At 73.9% G+C, this 19869-nt stretch carries 16 protein-coding genes; 7 read left to right on the top strand and 9 right to left on the bottom strand.

Going from position 1 to position 19869, the window contains the following annotated elements:
- The first annotated feature begins 47 nt into the window (after positions 1–47).
- Positions 48–1862, top strand: coding sequence for a SpoIIE family protein phosphatase (locus tag EIO00_RS07740; protein WP_161602676.1), 1815 nt, complete (start codon positions 48–50; stop codon positions 1860–1862).
- On the opposite strand, the gene EIO00_RS07745 is transcribed toward EIO00_RS07740, so the two are convergent.
- A complete protein-coding gene (locus EIO00_RS07745) occupies positions 1859–2689 on the bottom strand; it encodes a class I SAM-dependent methyltransferase (protein WP_241661205.1) in 831 nt (276 codons plus the stop codon). The two genes, EIO00_RS07740 and EIO00_RS07745, sit on opposite strands and share 4 nt — an antisense overlap.
- Before the next feature lie 28 nt (positions 2690–2717).
- Entirely contained in the window at positions 2718–3818 is a 1101-nt protein-coding gene (locus tag EIO00_RS07750) for a GNAT family N-acetyltransferase (protein WP_140176644.1), read from the bottom strand.
- A gap of 237 nt (positions 3819–4055) precedes the next feature.
- Here EIO00_RS07750 and EIO00_RS07755 point away from each other — a divergent pair, with 237 nt between their 5' ends.
- The 6 genes from EIO00_RS07755 to EIO00_RS07780 are packed head-to-tail and all read left to right on the top strand — an operon-like array spanning position 4056 to position 9602.
- Positions 4056–4904: an STAS domain-containing protein gene (locus EIO00_RS07755; protein ID WP_140176646.1), complete on the top strand. Its 849-nt coding sequence runs from the start codon at positions 4056–4058 to the stop codon at positions 4902–4904.
- The gene (locus EIO00_RS07760) at positions 4904–5293 is read left to right on the top strand and encodes an STAS domain-containing protein (protein WP_175596155.1); all 390 of its coding nucleotides are present in this window, start codon (positions 4904–4906) and stop codon (positions 5291–5293) included. Before EIO00_RS07755 ends, EIO00_RS07760 begins: the two co-directional genes overlap by 1 nt.
- Positions 5290–5706, top strand: coding sequence for an ATP-binding protein (locus tag EIO00_RS07765; protein ID WP_140176648.1), 417 nt, complete (start codon positions 5290–5292; stop codon positions 5704–5706). Before EIO00_RS07760 ends, EIO00_RS07765 begins: the two co-directional genes overlap by 4 nt.
- Entirely contained in the window at positions 5694–6737 is a 1044-nt protein-coding gene (locus tag EIO00_RS07770) for an anti-sigma regulatory factor (RefSeq protein WP_241661206.1), read from the top strand. The genes EIO00_RS07765 and EIO00_RS07770 overlap by 13 nt, the downstream gene beginning before the upstream one ends.
- A 4-nt stretch (positions 6738–6741) precedes the next feature.
- Positions 6742–8019: a sensor histidine kinase gene (locus EIO00_RS07775; RefSeq protein WP_140176650.1), complete on the top strand. Its 1278-nt coding sequence runs from the start codon at positions 6742–6744 to the stop codon at positions 8017–8019.
- Entirely contained in the window at positions 8019–9602 is a 1584-nt protein-coding gene (locus EIO00_RS07780) for a fused response regulator/phosphatase (protein ID WP_140176652.1), read from the top strand. Before EIO00_RS07775 ends, EIO00_RS07780 begins: the two co-directional genes overlap by 1 nt.
- A 22-nt stretch (positions 9603–9624) precedes the next feature.
- Here the strand turns inward: EIO00_RS07780 and pgl are convergent, their stop codons facing one another.
- The 7 genes from pgl to tkt all read right to left on the bottom strand — a co-directional run bounded on the left by pgl (position 9625) and on the right by tkt (position 19705).
- On the bottom strand, positions 9625–10404 hold the full coding sequence (pgl, locus tag EIO00_RS07785) for a 6-phosphogluconolactonase (RefSeq protein ID WP_140176654.1): 780 nt from the start codon (positions 10402–10404) through the stop codon (positions 9625–9627).
- The gene (gene opcA, locus EIO00_RS07790; protein WP_140176656.1) at positions 10401–11327 is read right to left on the bottom strand and encodes a glucose-6-phosphate dehydrogenase assembly protein OpcA; all 927 of its coding nucleotides are present in this window, start codon (positions 11325–11327) and stop codon (positions 10401–10403) included. The genes pgl and opcA overlap by 4 nt, the downstream gene beginning before the upstream one ends.
- 19 nt (positions 11328–11346) lie before the next feature.
- Positions 11347–12873 (bottom strand): glucose-6-phosphate dehydrogenase, encoded by a 1527-nt coding sequence (gene zwf / locus EIO00_RS07795; RefSeq protein WP_140176658.1) that lies wholly within the window; start codon positions 12871–12873, stop codon positions 11347–11349.
- 136 nt (positions 12874–13009) lie between these two features.
- Complete coding sequence (locus EIO00_RS07800) at positions 13010–14665, bottom strand: phosphoheptose isomerase (protein WP_140176659.1); 1656 nt, start codon at positions 14663–14665, stop codon at positions 13010–13012.
- A 124-nt stretch (positions 14666–14789) separates the two neighbouring features.
- Positions 14790–16400, bottom strand: a complete 1611-nt coding sequence (locus EIO00_RS07805; protein WP_140176907.1) for a glucose-6-phosphate isomerase — start codon at positions 16398–16400, stop codon at positions 14790–14792.
- 35 nt (positions 16401–16435) lie between these two features.
- A complete protein-coding gene (tal, locus tag EIO00_RS07810; RefSeq protein ID WP_140176661.1) occupies positions 16436–17551 on the bottom strand; it encodes a transaldolase in 1116 nt (371 codons plus the stop codon).
- 27 nt (positions 17552–17578) lie between these two features.
- Positions 17579–19705: a transketolase gene (gene tkt, locus EIO00_RS07815; RefSeq protein WP_140176663.1), complete on the bottom strand. Its 2127-nt coding sequence runs from the start codon at positions 19703–19705 to the stop codon at positions 17579–17581.
- Positions 19706–19869 lie beyond the last annotated feature (164 nt).

Below are 19869 nucleotides of genomic sequence, written 5' to 3' on the forward strand. Positions count from 1 at the left end.
GGAACCCGCACACCGTGGCGATGCGGGGCGAGGCGAAAGGGAGAGGCTTGGCCGCCCACCGCGGTGACGCCGACGAGATGCACGAGCGTGCGCTCGTCGAGCAGGGCGCCTATGCGATCGCCGCCCGATTCCAGGTCACGTTGGCCGAGGCCTACCGGCACCTGGGCGCACTCGCCAGGGAGTTCGGCATCTCCATGAGCGAGGCCGCCGAGGCGCTGCTGGGCGATCGTCCGCTGACCTCCTTCAACCGGCGGTCCGATTCCGCATTCCTCGACCCGACCAGATACCTGCGCCCTTCATACGAGCCGCCCATGGCGGAGACGGGCCGCGCCGAGCCGGTCCCCGACCCGCCCGAGCCGCCCGAGTGGGTCGACGAGGTGTTCTCCGGCATCCTCGGCAACGCCCTCTACGCCATGCCGCTGTACGACGACGGCCGGATCACCGATTTCGTCATCGTCCGGATCACCGAGGCCGCCGAGTCCGAGCTCGGCGAACTGGCCCGGAAGGCGATCGGCCAGCGGATCCGGGACACCAACCCGCACGTGCTGTCCGGCGGGCTGATCGAGCAGTACATCCGGGCCTTCGAGACGGGACGGCCGTTCGCCCGGGGGCCGTTCGAGCAGATGATCGTCGGCCCCCACGGCACGGAGTCGGTCGTGGTCACCGTGCGGGCCGCCCGCGCCGGGCCGGGGCTGTTGCTCAGCTGGAAGTACACGACCGAAGAGGAACGGCTGCGGGCGCGCTGGGAGCAGAGCGAACGGCTGGCCGGGCTGGGCTGGGGCGAATGGAACCTGTTCACCAACCGGGTCGAGTGGACCCGCCGGATGTACGACATCTTCGGCCGGGACCCCGGCGAAGGGCCCGTCCGGGTCGAGGAGATGCCCGGCCTGCTGCTCCCGGAGGACCTGCCGGCCATGGAGGAGGCCTTCCGGACGCTGTTCGAGTACCGGGAGGCGGTGGACACCGAGTTCCGGATCCGGCAGCGCAGCGGCATCCGGCACGTGAACATGATGCTGGAGCCCGTGCTGGACTCCGACGCCCGGCCGGTGGCGGTGCGCTTCCTGGCTCAGGACGTCACCGACCGCCGCCGCCAGGAGCGGGTGCTGGCGGCCACCCATCAGCGGCTGTTGGAGGAGAACCGGCGCGCCGAAGAGGAACGCCGGTTCGCCGTGCGGCTGCGGCAGGTGATCCTCGCCCAGCAGGACCCCTCCCCCACCGTCTCCGGAATGGACATCGCCGTCCGCTACCACACCACCGAGCGGATCGGCGGCGACTGGCACAAGGCCACCCAGCTGCCGAGCGGACGGGTGCTGCTGGCGATCGGCGACGCGATGGGGCACGGGCTGTCGGCCGCCACCCAGATGGTGCAGATGCGCTCCGGCCTGGCGGGCCTGGCCTACACCGGCGCCGAACCGGGGGAGCTGATGACCTGGCTGAACGAGCTGGTGCGCGCCGAGCCCGGAGGCGGAGAGGCCGGCACCGGGACCGCGGTCCTGGGCCATTTCCTGCCCGAGGACCGGACCCTGCGCTGGAGCCGCGCCGGACACCCGCCGCCGGTCCTGGTCCGCCGCGGCCGGGCTCGGCTGCTGGAGGGCGAGGCGGGCCCGATGCTGGGGGTGCTGGACGAGCCGCGCTACCCGGTGGCGGTCACCGCGCTGGAGACCGGCGACCTGTTGCTGTTCTACACCGACGGGATCATCGATCGCCGCGACATGGACCCCGACGCCGCCACCGCCCGGCTGCTGTCGGCCGCCGCCGGCGCCGACGGCCCGCCGACGGACCGGCTCGACCGCATCATCAAGGAGACCGGCGCCGATCAGATGGAGGACGACGTGTGCCTGCTGGCCGCCGTGGTCCGCTAGGACGGTCCACGGCCGGTCCGCCGGGTCGCCGGGCGCAGCACCGTGATCAGCCGCCAGGCGCCCGGATCGGCCGGGCCGATCCCGGTGAAGTCGCCGTACTGGGCGTCGATCTCCAGCGATCCCGCCAGCCGCACCGCCGCGTCCAGCTCGGTCGCCGTCCAGAACCGATAGGGCACCACGCCCTGGATCACCTCGGTGCGGTCCGGGCGGGTCACCGTGATCGTCACGTGCTCGAGCACCACCTGGGTGATCGGGTCGAGCCGATCACCCGGTGCGCCCCACCGCACGTCGGCCCGCACCCCGTCGCGCTCCACCGACCAGGCGTTGCCGGTGGACGGCTCGTCGGTGAGCCGGTCGGCCGGATGGCTCATCTCCAGCACGTAACGGCCGTCCTCGGTCAGATGCCCGGCCACCCGCTCCAGATGCGCCACGAACGCCTCCAGCGTCATCAGATGCGCGGTGGAGTCCAGCATCGTCACCACCAGGTCGAACCGGCGGCCCAGCGAGAAGTCCGTCATGTCGGCCCGGACGACCTCCAGCGGCACCCCCTCGGCCGCGGCGCGTTCCGCCGCGTACGCGCACATCGCCGGACTCAGGTCCAGCGCGGTCGCCGCGACGCCCCGCCGGGCGAACTCGCGGGCGTGCTCGGCCGGGCCCGCCGCCAGTTCCAGCACCGACCCCGGCGCCCCCGGCCCGGGCCACCACCCCAGCAGCGCGTCGACCTCGGCCCGCACGTTCCGGAACGCGCAGGCCAGGTCATAGGCCCACGGGTTGTCGTAGATCGGGTTGGCTGCCGTCTGGGAGGCATGGACGGTGCGGCGGGACACGCCGTCCATCCTGCCACCGATCGGCCGGCTACCGCCTCGTCCGCAACGGCCCGTTCGCCGCCGGGCGGGCCGCGGCGCGCCCGTCCAGCCGGATCCGCAGCTCCACCACCGCCGGGTCCGCGCCGGACCGGACCCGGGCGCCGGCCGTGGTCAGCAGCCGCCGCATCCGGACGTTGTCGGCCAGCACGGTGGCGCGCAGCTCCACCAGCCCTCGATCACGGCCCAGCATCAGCATCAGATCGGTCAGCTCGCGGCCCAGCCCGCGGCCCTGCCAGGCGTCCTCGACCAGGAGCGCCAGCTCCGCCACCCCCGGCTCCAGCGTGTGCATCAGGTGCGCCAGCGCCAGGACGGAGCCGTCCGGGCCCTCCGCCACCAGCGTGAGCCCGTACGCCGGCTCGCAGAACAGGTCCAGCGCCCGCCGCGGCAGCGTCGGCTTGGGGGAGAAGTACCGGGCCCGGCGGGCGGCCGCCGAGCACCGCTCGTGCATGGCCTGCACCTCGGCGTGGTCCCGTCGTTCCAGCGGCCGGACCACCACCTCGGTGCCGTCGCGCAGCAGCACCCGTCGCGAGGTGGGCCACCGCCCGTCGGACGGCAGCAGGGCCCGCACCATCGCGTCCGCCCGCGCCGCCTCGGTCACGGTGAACGGCAGCCCCGTCCGGCGCAGCCGCACCGCCCGCAACGGCCCGACCGGCACCATCAGCTCGAACGACGGCTGCGCGGTCTGCGACGGACGCACCGTCTGCGGCTCGTCCAGCGCGGCGGCCCCGGTCACCCACTCCGCCGAGTCGGCGCGCAGCAGAGCGGCCAGCACCGTCGGCAGCGAACGCGGTTCGGCCCGCAGCCGGTCGGCCAGCCGCAGCGCCCGGGTCGTCTCGTCGATCAGCTCGCGCGGGCGGGCCGGCACCACCACGGTGTCGCGTCCGCCGGCCGCCTCGATCGCGGCGGTCAGCTCTCGCGGCCACGCCCCGCCTCGACGCACGTCCACCACGAACTCGTCGACCACGCCGTCGGCGTCCACCTGGACCGACAGGTCGAGGATGTTGGCGCCGTGCGCGGCCAGCGCCGCGGTCAGCTCGGCCAGACGGCCGGGCCTGTCCTCGATCCGGGTGCGGATGCGCAGCAAGGGCATCGGAACGTCCCCCCTCCCGTGCGACCCCCTCACTGTGCCGCGCGGCTGTTACGGGGCCGTTGCACACCCGTGAGGAGCCCGTTTCGACGCCCGGCCCCGCCCGGTTCGTTTCCTTGACCTGGGTATGTCCTGGCCAGCGGGCTTGGGGGGCGCCCTCACCCCATGGCCCGGGTCGGGCGGCCGCGGCGGCGGCCTCCGGCGCGTGGACGGGCACGACGAACGCGGGGAGCGGTGGGGATGACGACGCAGCCCGGCGAGCAGACGCACATCGTGGAACTGCTGCGCTCACGACGAGAGACGGCGCTCGACCGCTGGACGGAGCTGGCGGGGGCCGAGCTGCGCGGTCGGTTGAGCCGGGGCGAGCTGCGCGGCGAGCTGGACGATCTGCTCTCGCTCATGCTGCGCGCGCTGGACGGCCCGGACGCCGAGGCCGCCCACGATGAGCTGACCGCGGCATTGTCGGAGATGTCGCGGCGCCGCGCCCGGCAGGCGTTCACTCCCACCGAGACCGCTTTCGGGGTGTTCGCCCTCAAACAGGTGGTGTACGAGCTGGTCACCGAGAGCGGTTCGAACCGGCCGCGGCTGACCGAGGAGCTGATGGCCTTCTCGCACACCGTCGACGAGCTGGGCCTGCTGACGTTCGAAACCTATGCGGCCACCCGCGAGCAGGTCATCTCCGACCAGGCCGAGCAGCTGCTGGAGCTGTCCACCCCGGTGGTGAAGCTGTGGGAGGGGATCGTGGCGGTCCCGCTGGTCGGCACCCTCGACTCGGCCCGCACCCAGGTGGTGATGGAGACCCTGCTGCAGACGCTGGTGGACACCGGCTCGCTGTACGCCGTGATCGACATCACCGGGGTCGCCGCGGTGGACACCGAGGTCGCCCAGCACCTGATGAAGACCATCAAGGCCGCCCGGCTGATGGGCGCCGAGTGCGTGATCTCCGGGATCCGGCCGCAGATCGCCCAGACCATGGTGGCGCTGGGCATCGAGTTCGGCGACATCGTCAGCAAGGCCAGCCTCGCCGACGCGCTGGAGTACCTGCTGGCGCGCAGCGGGGTGCGGATCGTGCGCGAGGAGGCCGGCTGATGGACCGGGTGCCCATCCTCAAGGCCGGGGACGTGCTGCTGGTGTCCATCCAGACGGATCTGGAGGACCGCACCGTGATGGCGCTGCGGGAGGACCTGGCCGAGCGGATCGTGCGGACCGGGGCGCGCGGGGTGGTCATCGACATCACCGCGGTGGAGATCGTCGACTCCTTCATCGGCCAGATGCTCGCCGGGATCGCCGCGATGTCCCAGCTGCTGGACGCCCGCACCGTGGTGGTCGGCATGCGCCCCGCGGTGGCGATCACCTTGGTCGAGCTGGGGCTGTCGCTGGGCGGGGTGCAGACCGCGCTGGACCTGGAGACGGGGCTGCGGCTGCTGGGGGCGGGCCCCCTCGACGGCGGCCCTTCGGAGGCCCAGGACCGCAGATGACCGATGCGCACGAGATCCGGCACGAGATCCGGATCGCGACCGGCGACGACATCGTGCGGATCCGCAGAGCGGTCCGCACCGTCGCCTGCGCCGCCCGGATGTCCCTGGTGGACCGGACCAAGCTGGTCACCGCGGCCAGCGAGCTGGCCCGCAACGTCATCGGGCACGGCGGCGGCGGAACGGTCCGGATCGAACGGCTGATCAGTCCGTCCGGCGTGTCCGGGGTGCGGATGGTGTTCGAGGACGCCGGCCCGGGCATCCCCGACGTGAGGCTGGCCCTGACCGACGGCTGGTCCACCGGACAGGGCCTGGGACTCGGCCTGCCGGGCGCGCGGCGGCTGGTGGACGAGTTCGACCTGCAGACAGTCGTCGGTGAAGGCACTCGAGTGACGGTGACCAAATGGACCCGATGATCGTCGAGTGGAGCGACCTCCCGGCCCGGGACGAGTACCTGTGGACCCGGGTGGAGGACGGCAGCGTCGCCGCCCGGCTGCGCCGCGTGATCGACGGCTGGGCGCCGCGGCTCGGGTTCGACGCCGACCGGACCGCCCAGGTCCAGCTCGCCGTCACCGAGGGCGCGGCCAACCTGCACAAGCACGCCCGGCAGGGGGAGATGCTGCTGCGGGTGAGCCGCGACGGGCCGGTCGCCGCGTTGGAGATGGTGTGCGTGGACTGCGGGCCGGGCATCGCCGATGTGCCCGGCATGATGGTCGACGGGCGGTCCTCGGCCGGCACCCTCGGCGTCGGGCTCGGCTCGATCGTCCGGATGGCCGATCACACCGGGCTGTACTCCCTGCCGGGACGCGGCACCGTGCTCACCGCCCGCTTCCAGGCCTCCGGCTCGCCGACCTCCGTGCCCCGCTGCGGCGGGCTGTTCCGCCCCATCGCCGAGGAAGAGGAGTGCGGCGACGCCTACGCCGCATGCCAAGCCGGGGACGTGGTGTACGCGATGCTGTGCGACGGCCTGGGCCATGGCGCGCTGGCCGCCCGCGCCGCCGCCGAGGCGATCCGCGTCCTGCGCGCGGGGCCGCTCCCGGGCCGCCCCGCCGAGCTGGTGGAACGCATCCACCGCGGAATCGCCCACACTCGGGGCGGAGCGGTCGCCGTCGCCGCCGTGGACGCCGCGGCGGGCCTGGTCACGTTCGCCGGGCTGGGCAACGTGGCCGGGTGGGTCGTGACGGGCGAGCGCCGGCACGGCATGGTCTCCACTCCCGGCATCGCCGGCCATCGGGCCCAGGGCCTGCGCGAGCACGTCTATGAGCTTCCTCCCGACGGGGTGGTGGTGATGCACTCCGACGGGCTCACCGGCCGGTGGGGGCCGGGCGACTACCCCCGCCTGTTCGGCTGCCCGCCGCTGGTGATCGCCGCCACGCTGCTGCGGGACGCCGGGGTGCACCACGACGATCAGGCGGTCCTGGTGGTGGGGCCGCCGGAGGCGAGGTGAGCCGGTGATCCGCGAACTGCTGCGCCTGCGCATCCGCGACCAGGCCGCCCTGTTCGCGTTCCGTCAGGCCGGGCGGGAGGCCGGCGACGCGGTCGGGCTGGCCGGCTCCGAGCTGACCCGGATGGCGGCCGCGATCAGCGAGATCGGTCGGGAGCTGTACGCCGCGCACGGGCCGGTGGAGGCGGTGTTCCGGATCCGGCGGGTCGGCCGTCCGGCGCTGGTGGTGGAGATGGGCGTCGTCCGCCGGACCGGGCGGCCGCTGCCTCGGGAGGCGATGACGGTCGCCGCCCGCCTGGTCGACCGGATCGAGAGCGACGAGGAGGAGGGCCGCACGGTGGTCCGGGTGTCCAAGGACCTGCCGCCGAGCGCTCCGCCGCCCTCCGACGATCGGGTGCGCCGGGTGCGCGAGCGGCTGGCCCGCCTGGTGCCCACCTCGGCGCCGACCGAGCTGGAGCGGCAGAACCGGGAGCTGATCGAGGCGCTGGAGAACGTTCAGCGCCAGCACGAGGAGCTGCAGGCCCTGCACGCCGAGCTGGAGGACAAATCCGCCCAGCTGCGGAGGACGGGGGAGGTCAAGAACCGGTTCTGGGCCAACATCAGCCACGAGCTGCGCACCCCGATCAACTCCATGATCGGCCTGGCCCGGCTGCTGCTGGACAGCCGCGGCGACCCGCTCAGCGACGAGCAGCGGCACCAGGTGGAGCTGATCGCGCACTCCGGGCAGACCATCTTGGCGCTGGTGGACGAACTGCTGGAGATGGCCAAGGCCGAGGAGGGCCGGCTGGTCCTGCGCAACGCCCCGGTGGACGTGCCGCTGATGCTGGAGCGGCTGCGCTCGCTGATGGAGCCGATGGCCGAGGAGGCCGGCCTGCGGCTGGAGGTGGACGCCGAGACCGCCGACGTTCAGCCGCTCGCCGACGAGACTCTGCTCACCCGCGTGCTGCGCAACCTGCTGGCCAACGGGGTGAACTTCACCCGTGCGGGAGCGGTGCGGCTGAGCGCCCGCGCCGAGGGCGACCACATGGTCTTCACGGTGTCCGACACGGGGGCCGGCATTCCCGAGGCCGAGCGTGAACGCGTGTTCGAGGAGTTCTACCAGGTGCTCGGCACCCGGGGCGGCGGCACCGGGCTGGGCCTGCCGTACGCCCGGCGGCTGGCCGAGGCGATGGGCGGCGGGCTGGAGCTGGACAGCGCCGTGGGCTCCGGCACCACCGTGACGGTGCGGATCCCGCTGCGTCCGCCGTCGCGGGACGACGACGGGTCCGGCCGGGGGCGGCGGTGATGGACGCCGCGTCGCTGACCACCTTGGTGGTGGACGATGCCGCGACCAAGCGCTACATCATCGGCAGCTGGCTGCGCCGCGCCGGGCACACCGTCATCGAGGCCGCCTCGGCCGCCGAGGCCTGGGAGCGGCTGGCCGAGCGCCGGCCCGATCTGGTGGTGCTGGACGTGCGGTTGCCCGACGCCAGCGGGATCGAGGTCTGCGAGCAGATCAAGTCCGATCCCGACACCGCCTCGCTGCCGGTCATCCACATCTCCGGGGCGGCGGTCGAGGTCGCCGACCGCGCCCGCGGGCTGCGCAGCGGCGCCGACGCCTACCTGACCGATCCCATCGATCCAGACGAGTTCCTGGCCACCGTCCAGGCGGTGCTGCGCTACTACCGGGCCCGCCGCATCGCCGAGCGGCTCGCCGAGCGGCTCGCCGCGCTCACCCGCGCCTCGCTGGCCATCAACGCCGCCGACACCTTCGACCGGCTCGCCGCCGCGGCGGCGCGCGGGGCCGCCGAGGTCTTCGGGGTCCGGTCGGTGGCGATGATCCTGCCGGTGGGCGGGCGGCTGCGGCGGATCGCCTGCCTGCCGCCCGCCATGGAGCTCCGGCCCCGCAGCGCCCGCCCCGACATGCTGGAGCGGCTTGGCCGGTTCGTCGCCCTCGGCCAGGGCACCGGGACGGCGGTGGCCACCGTCTCCGGCGAGCGCTGGCGGGAGGTGCTGCCGGACGCCCTCCTCATCGGCGACGTGTCCATGGTGATGTCGCGCACCAAGGTCGGACGTCCGCCGGTGTGCCTGGCGGTCGAGGCGGAAGGGGCGGGCGACGAGGACGGCTTCAACATGCTGCGCCAGCTCGGCCAGACCGTGGCGATCGCGGTGGAGGCGCTGCGCAGCTACACCGAGGAGCGCTCCATCTCCGAGACCCTCCAGCGCAGCCTGCTGCCCGCCGCGCTGCCCCATGTGCCGGGGTGGGCGTTCGCCCTCCGCTATGCGCCGGCCAGCCGGGAGGCCGAGGTCGGCGGCGACTTCTACGAGGTGCTGCCGATCGGCGACCGGGTGCTGGTGGCGATCGGGGACGTGCAGGGCCACTCGCTGCACGCCGCCACCGTGATGGCCGAACTGCGGCACGCGCTGCGGGCGTTCGCGGTGGAGGGGCATGACGCGGTACGGGTCCTGGACGGGCTCAACCGGATGCTGCGCCGCTACCACGAGGACCAGACCGCCACCATCTGCCTGCTCACCCTCGACCCCGACGAGGGCGCCGTCCAGGTCGCCAGCGCCGGGCACATGCCCCCGTTGTTCGCCGTCGGCGGGCGGGCCCGGTTCGGGGCGGGCGGCGGTCTGCTCCTGGGCTTCCCCGCCGAGGACATCGGCGTGGAGAAGGTGCAGGTTCCGCCCGGCGGGCTGATCCTGCTCTACACCGACGGCCTGGTGGAGGATCGTCACGTGCCGATCACCGACAACCTGGAACGGCTCCGCGGCCTGGCCGAGAACGCCGACCCCGACCTGGAGGCGTTCAGCGACCGGGTGCTGGCCGCGTTCGGGCGCCGTGAGGACGACGTGGCGATGATCGTGCTCCGCCGCGACCCCGGCTGAGCGCCGCCCCCGCCCCGCCGCCTCAGGGCGAGGCGATCCGCTCCAACCCGGGCGGCAGCTTGGCCGCCGCCGCCCGGTCCAGCAGGAACAGCGTCCGCTGCCGGCCGCGCGCCCCGGCCACCGGGACCTGCACCGGCCCCGCCCCCGACAGGCCCAGCCGCACCGCGTCCGCCTTGGCCTCCCCGGCCGCCAGCACCCACACCTCTCGGGCCGCCCGGATCGCCGGCAGCGTCAGGGTGATCCGGGTCGGCGGCGGCTTGGGCGCGCCCCGCACCGCCACCACCGGCCGCTCGTCGTACAGCGCCGGCATCTCCGGGAACAGCGACGCCACGTGCGCGTCCGGCCCCACGCCCAACAGCAGCACGTCGAACGACGGCACCGGGCCGTGGTCCTCCGGCCGGGCGGCGGCCCGCAGCCAGGAGGCGTACCGCGCGGCCGCCGCCTCGGGGTCGGGGCCGTCCGGGCCGTCGCTGGGCGGCATCGCCCGCACCCGCTCCGGATCGACCGGGACGTGGTCCAACAGCGCGGCGCGCGCCCCGGTCTCGTTGCGCTCGGGATGGCCGGAGGGCAGGAAGCGCTCGTCGCCCCACCAGATGTCCAGCCGGCCCCAGTCGATGGCGTCGCGGGCGCCGGTGGCGTTCAGCTCGGCCAGCACCGCGGTGCCCACCCCGCCGCCGGTCAGCACGATCGACGCGGTGCCCCGGGCGGCCTGCACGTCCACGAGCCGGGTCACCAGCCGCGCCGCCGCGGCCCTGGCCAGCAGGGTCTGGTCGCGGTGCACCAGCACCGTGGGGGTGGTCATGAGGCGCCCCCCATGCCCAGGTCCTTCAGGTAGCGGGTCGCCGCCTCGTGGTACACCTCGTCGGGGTCCAGCCGGCGCAGCTCCTCGGCCAGCAGCTCCGACATCGGCCGCCGCTGCAGCGACACCTGCCGGTCCGGCTGTCCCGGCCGCGACAGCGTCGCCACCCGGCCGTCCGGCCGGGTGATCGCGATGTCGCCGTCCAGGGTGTGCAGCCGCACCGCGGTCAGCCCCGGCCCCTCGGAGATCTCCCGCCGGATCGGGACGCCCAGCCGGATCGACAACCAGGCGGCCAGCAGCTCGGCGCTCGGGCTGTCCGGCTCGCCCTGCACCAGGCCGCCGGTGATCTCGGCGTGCTCCAGGTCCAGCGCCGAGGCCAGCAGCGTCCGCCACGGCGTCAGCCGGGTCCAGGTGAAGTCGGTGTCGCCCGGCTGGTAGCCCTCGGCCAGCCGGGCCAGCGTGCCCAGCCGGTCCTGAGCGGCGTAGGCGTCGGTGATCCGCCGCTGCGCCAGCGCCCCCAGCGGGTCCGAGCCGGGCCGCGACGGCGGCCGGCCGCCCGGCCACCAGGTCACCACCGGCGTGTCGGGCACCAGCAGCGGCACCACCACCGAGTCGGCGTGCTCGGCCAGCGGCCCGTACATCCGCAGCAGCACGGTCTCGCCCGGCCCGGTCTCGCCCATCCGGATCTCGGCGTCCAGCCGCGAGGAACGGCCCCGCGACTCCCGCGAGATCACCGTCAGCACCCGGCAGGGGTTCTCCCGGGCGGCCTCGTTGGCCGCCCGCACCGCGTCGTACTGCGCCGACTCGTCGGTGACGATCACCAGCGTGAGCACCATGCCCACCGCCGGGCCGCCCATCAGGTGCCGGGCCTGCCGCAGCGAGCTTTGGATCCGCCGGGTCGTGGTGTCGGTGAGGTCGATGTTCAACGCTCCGTCCCCCCGCTCGTCACAGCCGCCGCCAGGCGCGCCCGTCGCGGGCCATCAGCAGGTCGGCCGACTCGGGCCCGTAGCCGCCGGCCTTGTACTGCTCGGGCTTGCCGTGCTCGGCCCAGTACTCGGTGATCGGATCCAGGATCCGCCACGACAGCTCCACCTCCTCCTGCCGCGGGAACAGCGGCGGATCGCCGATCAGCACGTCCAGCAGCAGCCGCTCGTACGCCTCGGGGGAGTGCTCGGTGAACGACTCCCCGTAGGCGAAGTCCATGTTCACGTCGCGGATCTCCATGGCCGTGCCGGGCACCTTGGAGCCGAACCGCACCGTGATGCCCTCGTCCGGCTGCACCCGCATCACCAGCGCGTTCTGGCCCAGCTCCTCGGTGTCGGTCTCGGAGAACGGCAGGTGCGGAGCGCGCTGGAAGATCAGCGCCACCTCGGTCACCCGGCGGCTCAGCCGCTTGCCGGTGCGCAGGTAGAACGGCACCCCGGCCCACCGCCGGGACTCGATCTCCAGTTTGATCGCCGCGTAGGTCTCGGTGCGCGAGTCGGGCGGGATCCCGTCCTCCTCCAGGTAGCCGCGCACCTGCTCGCCGCCCTGCCAGCCGGCCGCGTACTGGCCGCGCGCGGTGGCCCGCGACAGGTCGGACGGCACCCGCACCGAGGAGAGCACCTTGGCCTTCTCGGCGCGGATCGCCTCGGCGCTGAAGGAGGTCGGCTCCTCCATCGCGGTCAGCGCCAGCAGCTGCAGCAGGTGGTTCTGGATCACGTCCCGGGCCGCGCCGATGCCGTCGTAGTAGCCGGCCCGCCCCCCGATGCCGATGTCCTCGGCCATGGTGATCTGCACGTGGTCGATGTAGGAGCGGTTCCAGATCGGCTCATACAGCGTGTTGGCGAACCGCATCGCCAAGATGTTCTGCACCGTCTCCTTGCCCAGGTAGTGGTCGATCCGGAAGATCGACTCCTCCGGGAACACCCGGTGCACGGTGCGGTTCAGCTCCTGGGCGCTGGCCAGGTCGTGCCCGAACGGCTTCTCGATCACCACCCGCCGCCACGAGCCCGGTGCGGCCTCGGCCAGCCCCGCCCGTTGCAGCTGTTCGACCACCTGCGGGAAGAACTTCGGCGGGATCGACAGGTAGAACGCGTAGTTGCCGCCGGTGCCGCGGGTGGCGTCCAGCTCCTTGACCGCCATGGCCAGCGCGTCGAACGCCCCCGGGTCGCTGAACTCGCCCGGCACGAAGTGCATCCCCTGGGACAGGTGCGTCCAGACGTCCTCGCGGAACGGGGTGCGGGCGTGCTCCTTGATCGCCTCGTAGGCCACCTGGCGGAAGTCCTGGTGCGCCCACTCGCGGCGGGCGAACCCGATCAGGGAGAAGCCCGGTGGCAGCAGTCCCCGGTTGGCCAGGTCGTAGATGGCCGGGAGCAGCTTCTTCCGGGACAGGTCGCCGGTCACTCCGAACAGCACCAGCACGCTGGGCTCCGCCACCCGGGGCAGCCGCTTGTCGCGTGGATCCCGCAACGGATTGGATCTGAAGGTCACCTCTGGGTCCCCCTGCCGGCTTCCTGGACCGTTCCTATCAGTGGTATCGGGCCGTCGCGGCGTTCTCGGCGCCCGGCCGGCGCGCCGCGTGCGGCCCGCACGTCCGGTCTGTCGAACCGGACATATGCGGTCAACATCAGATATACGTCCCTCTTTCCCCGGTCGTTCGGTGCCAAGCGGGAGGATCACCGCCGCCGATCGTCTCGACCAGCCGCGCCGCGCCCGTCACCGGATCGCGCAGGTGCAGCCACAGCACCGGCAGCCCGTGGCGGCGCAGCGCCCGCACGTCCGCCAGCGCCCGCGCCGCCCGCAGGCCGCCCAGCGTGTAAGGACGTCCCGGGACCGGCCGGTCGCCGGCCTCCTCCCCGGTGAGGACGACGAACGCCCCGGTGCGCGGCCCGTCCAGGTGGAACGAGCCGGTGCAGTGCAGATGTCCCGGCCCCGTCCCGCAGCCGACCGGACGGCCGCTGCGCCGCGCCAGCGCCGCCGCCACCCGCCGCACCGGCTCCGCGCCGGTCAGGTGGCCCACCACGGTCAGATAGCCGGCGGGCGGGACGTCGGCCAGCAGGGCCTCCAGCGCGCTCCGCACGGTCGGACGCCCGAACCAGCCGCCCGCCGTCGCGTCGCCGCGGACCTCGATGTCGCCGTCCACGAAGTCCGGGTCGCCGGCCGGCCTCCCCCCGGCCCGCAGCAGGGCCGCCGCGTCCTCCTCGACCCGTCGCGCCCGGGCCGTCCCCTCCTCGAACGGGTCGACCTGCAGCAGCCACGCGGCCACCGCGGTGGCGTACTCCCACACCAGGAACTGCGCGCCCGGCGGCCCCCACACCGCGGTGTCGGCGGCGCCGCCCGCCGCGGCGTCCAGCGCGACCGTGTGCGCGTCGGGCGCGCCGTCGGGGGCCGGGCGGCCGGCGGCCCCCACCGGCAGGATCCCGCGGCCCCGCCGGCCGGTGCCGGTCGCCACCAGCTGGGTCAGCCAGCCGACCAGACCGTCGGGGCCGTGCAGCACCACCTTGTCGCGGGCCGGGGCCTCAGGTCCCGGGCGGGCACAGCCGCCCAGCACCGCGCCGAGCAGCAGCCCCGGATTGTCCTCGCCCGGGCCAAGCGCGGGCAGCGCCGCCGCGGCCTGGTCCAGCAGCGCGGGCACGTCCGCGCCGGCCAGCAGCGCCGGCGCCAGCCCGTACGCCGACAGTGCCCCGAAATGGCCGGGCAGCCCCGGATCGGTCAGCCCGACCCGGTGGCCGCACCCGTTGGCGAACCCGTGCAGGGGGCTGCCGTGGTCGGTGATCACCAGGAACCGCGCGGCGATCTCGGCGTCGCCCATCCCCAGCTCCCGGAACGCCGCCATCAGGATGCGCCGATGGGCGTCGCCCTCGAGGGACACCCCGGCCTTGCTGGACAGCACCACCATCGTGCGGTCCAGCCGCCGCAGCGTGCGCTCCAGGGCCGTGGGGTCCCCGCCGTCCAGCACCGTCAGCGCGTCCGCGGCGGTCCCGCCGGCCTCGGCGACGGCGCGCGCGGCCAGCCCCTCCGGGCCCACCGCGAGCAGCGCCACATGGTCCAGGCCGCCCCGGCGGGCCTCGGCGGCCACGACGGCGAGCCGGTCCACCAGCGTTCGGGAGGTCTTCGGCAGGTTCAGCCAGCCGAGCCGGGCGCGGTCGGCGCCGCGGCGGCCCCACGGCCGCGGATCCCGGTCCGCCAGCGCCTGTGTCAGCCCGGAGCCCGCCAGCCGTTCCCGTGCCCGCAGCACCGCGTCGAGCACACCGCCGCCGGTGATCACATCGAAGGCCGCCACGATCCTCCCTCCCGGTCCATCGTTTCAGGACCGGGCCCCGCCGCGCAGCGGAAAACGCCCGGATCTCGTGTCGATCTGACTCATCGACACAAGATCCGGGCGAAATCCGGGCGAATGACGCTGGTCAGTTCAACGCGGACAGCAGCTGCTCCAGCCCGGCCGCGCGATCGCGCAGATGGATCCGGACCGCCGGACGGCCCCGCGAGCGCAGCGCCCGCAGGTCCCCGAAGGCCTGCGCCAGCTGCAGCGTCCGCAGCGTGTACGGCTTGCCCGGCACCGGCACGTCCTGCGCGGACTCCCCGGTGATCTGCAGGAACACCCCGTTCTGCGGACCGCCCTTGTGGTACTGGCCGGTCGAGTGCAGGAACCGGGGGCCCCACCCGAACGTGACCGCCGCCGGCGTCTTGCGCAGCCGCTCGGCGGCCCGCGCCAGCAGCGGCCGCAACCGCTCGGCGCCCGCGTCGGCGGACCGGTCCAGATAGGCCATCACCGCCAGATAACCGCGCTCGGGGATCGCCGTCACCAGCGCCTCCAGCGCCCCCGTCAGATCGGCGGCGCCCTTGAGCAGCTCGGCGGGGGCGTGCACCTCCACCGCGTCGACCACCAGCGCGGGCGCGCCCGCCACCACCGTCGGGGCCTCGCCCTCGGCCGCCCCGCGCAGCAGCGCCGCGGTGTTGTCCTTGGACTCCTGCACGTTCGGCTGGTCGAACGGGTTGATGCCCAGCACCCGCCCGGCGACCGCGGTGGCGTACTCCCACGCCAGGAACTGCGCGCCCAGCGGCCCGGACACGCCCAGCCCGGAATCCTCCGGCCGGGCCCCCAGCAGCACTCGCCGCGTGTCCTCGGTCTCGGCGAACCCGGGGGCGTCGGGGCCCTCGACCACCACCGGCAGGATCCCCTTGCCCTCCTTGCCGGTGGACTCGGCGATCAGCTGCTCGGCCCAGTCGCCGAACCCGCCGATCCCCGACCCCTGATCGGCGATCGCCAGCTTGTCGCGCCCGCCGAGCGCCGAGGCGCCCAGCGCCGCCCCCAGCGTCAGGCCGGGGTTGTCGTACGGCTGGTGCAGCGCCGGGACCAGTGCCGCCGCCTCGTCCAGCAGGGCGGCCACCTCCACGCCCGCCAGCGCGCTGGGCACCAGCCCGAACGCCGACAGCGCGCTGTAGCGACCGCCCACGTTCGGATCGGCCAGCACCACCGTGTAGCCGGCCTCGCGGGCGATCTTCTCCAGCGGGGAGCCGGGGTCGGTGACCACCACGAACCGGCTGGCCAGCTCCGCGCCGGTGATCCCGGCGTCGCGGAACGCCTGCTCCAGCACCCGCCGGTGGCTGTCGGTCTCGATGGTGCCGCCGCTCTTGCTGGAGACCACCACCACGGTGCGGTCCAGCCGGTCCGCCGCCACCGACGCGACCTGCTGGGGATCGGTGGTGTCCAGCACCGTCAGCTCCGCCCCGGCGGTGCGGGCGATCACCTCCGGGGCCAGCGACGAGCCGCCCATCCCGGCCAGCACCACCCGGTCCAGGCCGTCGCCGCGGACGCGTTCGGCGAGCGCGGCCAGCTCCGGCAGCAGCGACCGCGAGGTCTGCGGCAGGTCCAGCCAGCCCAGCCGCCTGCTCGCCTCCTCGACCGCCGCCGGTCCCCACAGCTGGGCGTTCTTGGCCATCAGCGAGGCCGGGACCCCGTCGGTGACCAGCCGGTCCAGCACCGCCTCGGCCTCGTCGATCACCGGGCCGCGCATCGTCACCGACACGCCGCCCGCAGTGACCACCGACGTCACCGGGCGCCCCCCTTGTCGGCCAGCTCGCGTTCGACCGTGCCCAGCAGCTCCTGCCAGGACGCCTCGAACTTGTCCACGCCCTCCTCCTCCAGCACCCGCACGACGTCGTCGTAGTCCACGCCGGCCTCCTGCAGGGCGGCCATGTGGGCGCGGGCCTCGTCGTAGGCGCCGCGGACCGAGTCGCCGCGGATCCGCCCGTGGTCGGCCACCGCCTCCAGCGTCGCCTCCGGCATGGTGTTCACCGTGCCGGGCGCCACCAGCTCCTCCACGTAGAGGGTGTCGGGCAGGGAGGGGTCCTTCACCCCGGTCGAGGCCCACAGCGGACGCTGCGGCCGGGCCCCGGCGTCCTTGAGGGCCTTCCACCGGTCGGAGGCGATCTTCTCCTCGTACAGCGCGTAGGCCAGCCGCGCGTTGGCGACCCCCGCCTTGCCCTTGAGGGACTTGGCCTCCGCCGAACCGATCTTGTCCAGCCGCTTGTCGATCTCGGTGTCCACCCGGCTGACGAAGAACGAGGCCACCGAGGCGATCTGGGAGATGTCCCGGCCCGCCGCGCGCGCCTTCTCCAGGCCCTCGAAGTAGGCGTCGATGACCTGGCCGTACCGCTCCAGCGAGAAGATCAGCGTCACGTTCACGCTGATGCCCTCGCTGATCGCCTGGGTGATCGCGGGCAGCCCCTCCCGGGTCGCCGGGATCTTGATGAACAGGTTGGGCCGGTCCACCAGCCACCACAGCGCCCGCGCCTCGGCCACGGTCCTCTCGGCGTCCCGGGCCAGCCGCGGATCCACCTCGATGGACACGCGGCCGTCGACGTGGTCGCTGCGCTCGTACACCGGCCGCAGCACGTCACAGCTCCACCGGATGTCGTAGGTGGTGATCATCCGGACGGCCTCCTCGACGTCCACGCCGCGCACCGCCAGGTCGCGCAGCTGCTCGTCGTAGGCCCGGCCCTTGCTCAGCGCCTTGGCGAAGATGGTGGGGTTGGAGGTGACCCCGACCACCTGCCGGTCGCGGATCAGGTCCTCCAGGTTGCCGGTGCGCAGCCGGTCCCGGCTGATGTCGTCCAGCCAGATCGCCACGCCCTCGCTCGAGAGCTTGTGCAGTGTCTCGCTCACCGGTGTCTCCTCGCTGTGACGGGTGTGTCAGTTCCCGGTCGTCTCGCCGCGGCCCTGGCCCTCCACACCGGCCTTGATCAGGCTGGCGTGCGCGGCGGCGACCACCCGGTCCGGGGTGAAGCCGAACTGCTGGAACAACGTCTTGTAGTCGGCCGAGGCGCCGAAGTGCTCCAGGCTGACGATCTCGCCGGCGTCGCCGACGTAGGTCCGCCAGCCCAGCCCGGCCCCGGCCTCGATCGCGACCCGGGCGCGCACCGAGTGCGGCAGCACGTGGTAGCGGTACGACTCCTCCTGCGCCTCGAACCACTCCACGCACGGCATCGACACCACCCGCGTCGGGGTGCCCTCGGACTCCAGGATCCGCCGCGCCTCGAGCGCGATCGACACCTCGCTGCCGGTGGCGATGAGGATCACGTCCGGGCGGCCGTTGGAGGCGTCGGCCAGGATGTAGCCGCCCTTGGCGACGCCCTCGGCGGACGCCAGCTCCCCGTTCCGCTCGAAGGTCGGCACCTTCTGCCTGGTCAGCGCCAGCCCGGCGGGCCGGTCGGTGTGCTCCAGGATCGTCCGCCACGCCACCACGGTCTCGTTGGCGTCGGCCGGGCGCACCACGTCCAGGCCCGGGATCGCGCGCAGCGACCACAGGTGCTCCACCGGCTGGTGGGTCGGCCCGTCCTCGCCCAGCCCGATCGAGTCGTGCGTCCACACGAACGTCACCGGCAGCTTCATCAGCGCCGCCAGCCGCACCGCCGGCCGCATGTAGTCGCTGAACACCAGGAACGTGCCCCCGTACGGCCGGGTGCCCCCGTGCAGGGCGATGCCGTTGCAGATCGCCCCCATCGCGTGCTCGCGGACCCCGAAGTGCAGGGTGCGGCCGTACCGGTTGCCGGGGAACGCCTTGGTCTGGAACTCCTCGGGGATGAAGGACGGCTCGCCCTTCATCGTGGTGTTGTTGCTCTCGGCCAGGTCCGCCGACCCGCCCCACAGCTCCGGCAGCACCGGCGCCAGCGCGGTCAGGATCTCCCCGGACGCGGCGCGGGTGGCGATCTCCTTGCCCGCCGGGAACGTCGGCAGCGCGTCGGTCCAGCCCGCCGGCAGCCGCCGTTCGGAGATCCGGTCGTACTCGGCGGCCCGCTTGGGGTGCGCCGACCGCCACGCCTTGTACGCCTCGGTCCACTCGGCGTGCAGCTCGCGGCCCCGATCGATCACCTTGCGGGCGTGCGTGAGCACCTCGGGCGGCACCACGAACGTCTGCTCGGGGTCCATGCCCATGATCCGCTTGGTGGCGGCCACCTCCTCGGGGCCCAGCGCCGCCCCGTGGATCTTGCCGGTGTTCTTCTTGTTGGGGGCGGGCCAGCCGATGATGGTGCGCAGCGCGATGAACGACGGCCGGTCGGTGACCGCCTCGGCCTCCTCCAGCGCCCGCGCCAGCGCGCCCACGTCCTCGCGGTACTCGCCGCCGGCGGTCCAGTCGACCCGCTGCACGTGCCAGCCGTAGGCCTCGTACCGCTTGAGCACGTCCTCCGACATCGCGATCGCGGTGTCGTCCTCGATGGAGATGTGGTTGTCGTCGTAGAGGACGATCAGATTGCCCAGCTTCTGGTGACCGGCCAGGGCCGAGGCCTCGTGGCTGATGCCCTCCTCGATGTCGCCGTCGGAGCAGATCACCCAGATGCGGTGGTCGAAGGGGCTGGTGCCCGGATCGGCGTCGGGGTCGAACAGCCCGCGCTCCCGGCGCGCCGCCATCGCCATGCCGACCGCGTTGGCCAGGCCCTGTCCCAGCGGACCGGTGGTGGTCTCCACGCCCGCGGTGTGCCCGTGCTCGGGGTGGCCGGGGGTGAGGCTGCCCCACTTGCGCAACTGCTTGAGATCGGTGATGTCCAGCCCGTACCCCGACAGGTACAGCTGGATGTAGAGGGTGAGGCTGGAGTGCCCCGCCGACAGCACGAACCGGTCCCGGCCCGGCCAGGCCGGGTCGGTCGGATCGTGCCGCAGGAAGCGCTGGAAGAGCAGGTAGGCGGCCGGGGCCAGGCTCATCGCGGTTCCCGGGTGCCCCGAGCCCGCCTCCTCGACCGCGTCCATCGCCAGGGCGCGGATCACGTCCACGGCCCGCCGGTCCAGATCGGACCACTCGATCGTGCTGCTGTCCGTAGTCACCGGAACGCTCAGTTTCCTCTCCAGGGTCCGCGTCCGCCTCCCACAGGCGGACGCACTGCTCACTCCGCCGTGCGGCCCGGACCGTCGTCCGGATCACGCCACCGCTCGTCGCTCCATTCGTCAGGACCGGGACCGCCTGCGCACCGCGGCTCCGAGCCTATCCA

This window comes from Thermomonospora catenispora, from assembly GCF_006363815.1.
Lineage (GTDB): Bacteria > Actinomycetota > Actinomycetes > Streptosporangiales > Streptosporangiaceae > Thermomonospora > Thermomonospora catenispora.

Coding starts and splice junctions, on each gene's coding strand:
- EIO00_RS07750 (WP_140176644.1), bottom strand. CDS start 3,818: ATGCCCTTGCTGCGCATCCGCACCCGGATCGAGGACAGGCCCGGCCGT.
- EIO00_RS07755 (WP_140176646.1), top strand. CDS start 4,056: ATGACGACGCAGCCCGGCGAGCAGACGCACATCGTGGAACTGCTGCGC.
- EIO00_RS07760 (WP_175596155.1), top strand. CDS start 4,904: ATGGACCGGGTGCCCATCCTCAAGGCCGGGGACGTGCTGCTGGTGTCC.
- EIO00_RS07765 (WP_140176648.1), top strand. CDS start 5,290: ATGACCGATGCGCACGAGATCCGGCACGAGATCCGGATCGCGACCGGC.
- EIO00_RS07770 (WP_241661206.1), top strand. CDS start 5,694: ATGGACCCGATGATCGTCGAGTGGAGCGACCTCCCGGCCCGGGACGAG.
- EIO00_RS07780 (WP_140176652.1), top strand. CDS start 8,019: ATGGACGCCGCGTCGCTGACCACCTTGGTGGTGGACGATGCCGCGACC.
- pgl (WP_140176654.1), bottom strand. CDS start 10,404: ATGACCACCCCCACGGTGCTGGTGCACCGCGACCAGACCCTGCTGGCC.
- EIO00_RS07805 (WP_140176907.1), bottom strand. CDS start 16,400: ATGCGCGGCCCGGTGATCGACGAGGCCGAGGCGGTGCTGGACCGGCTG.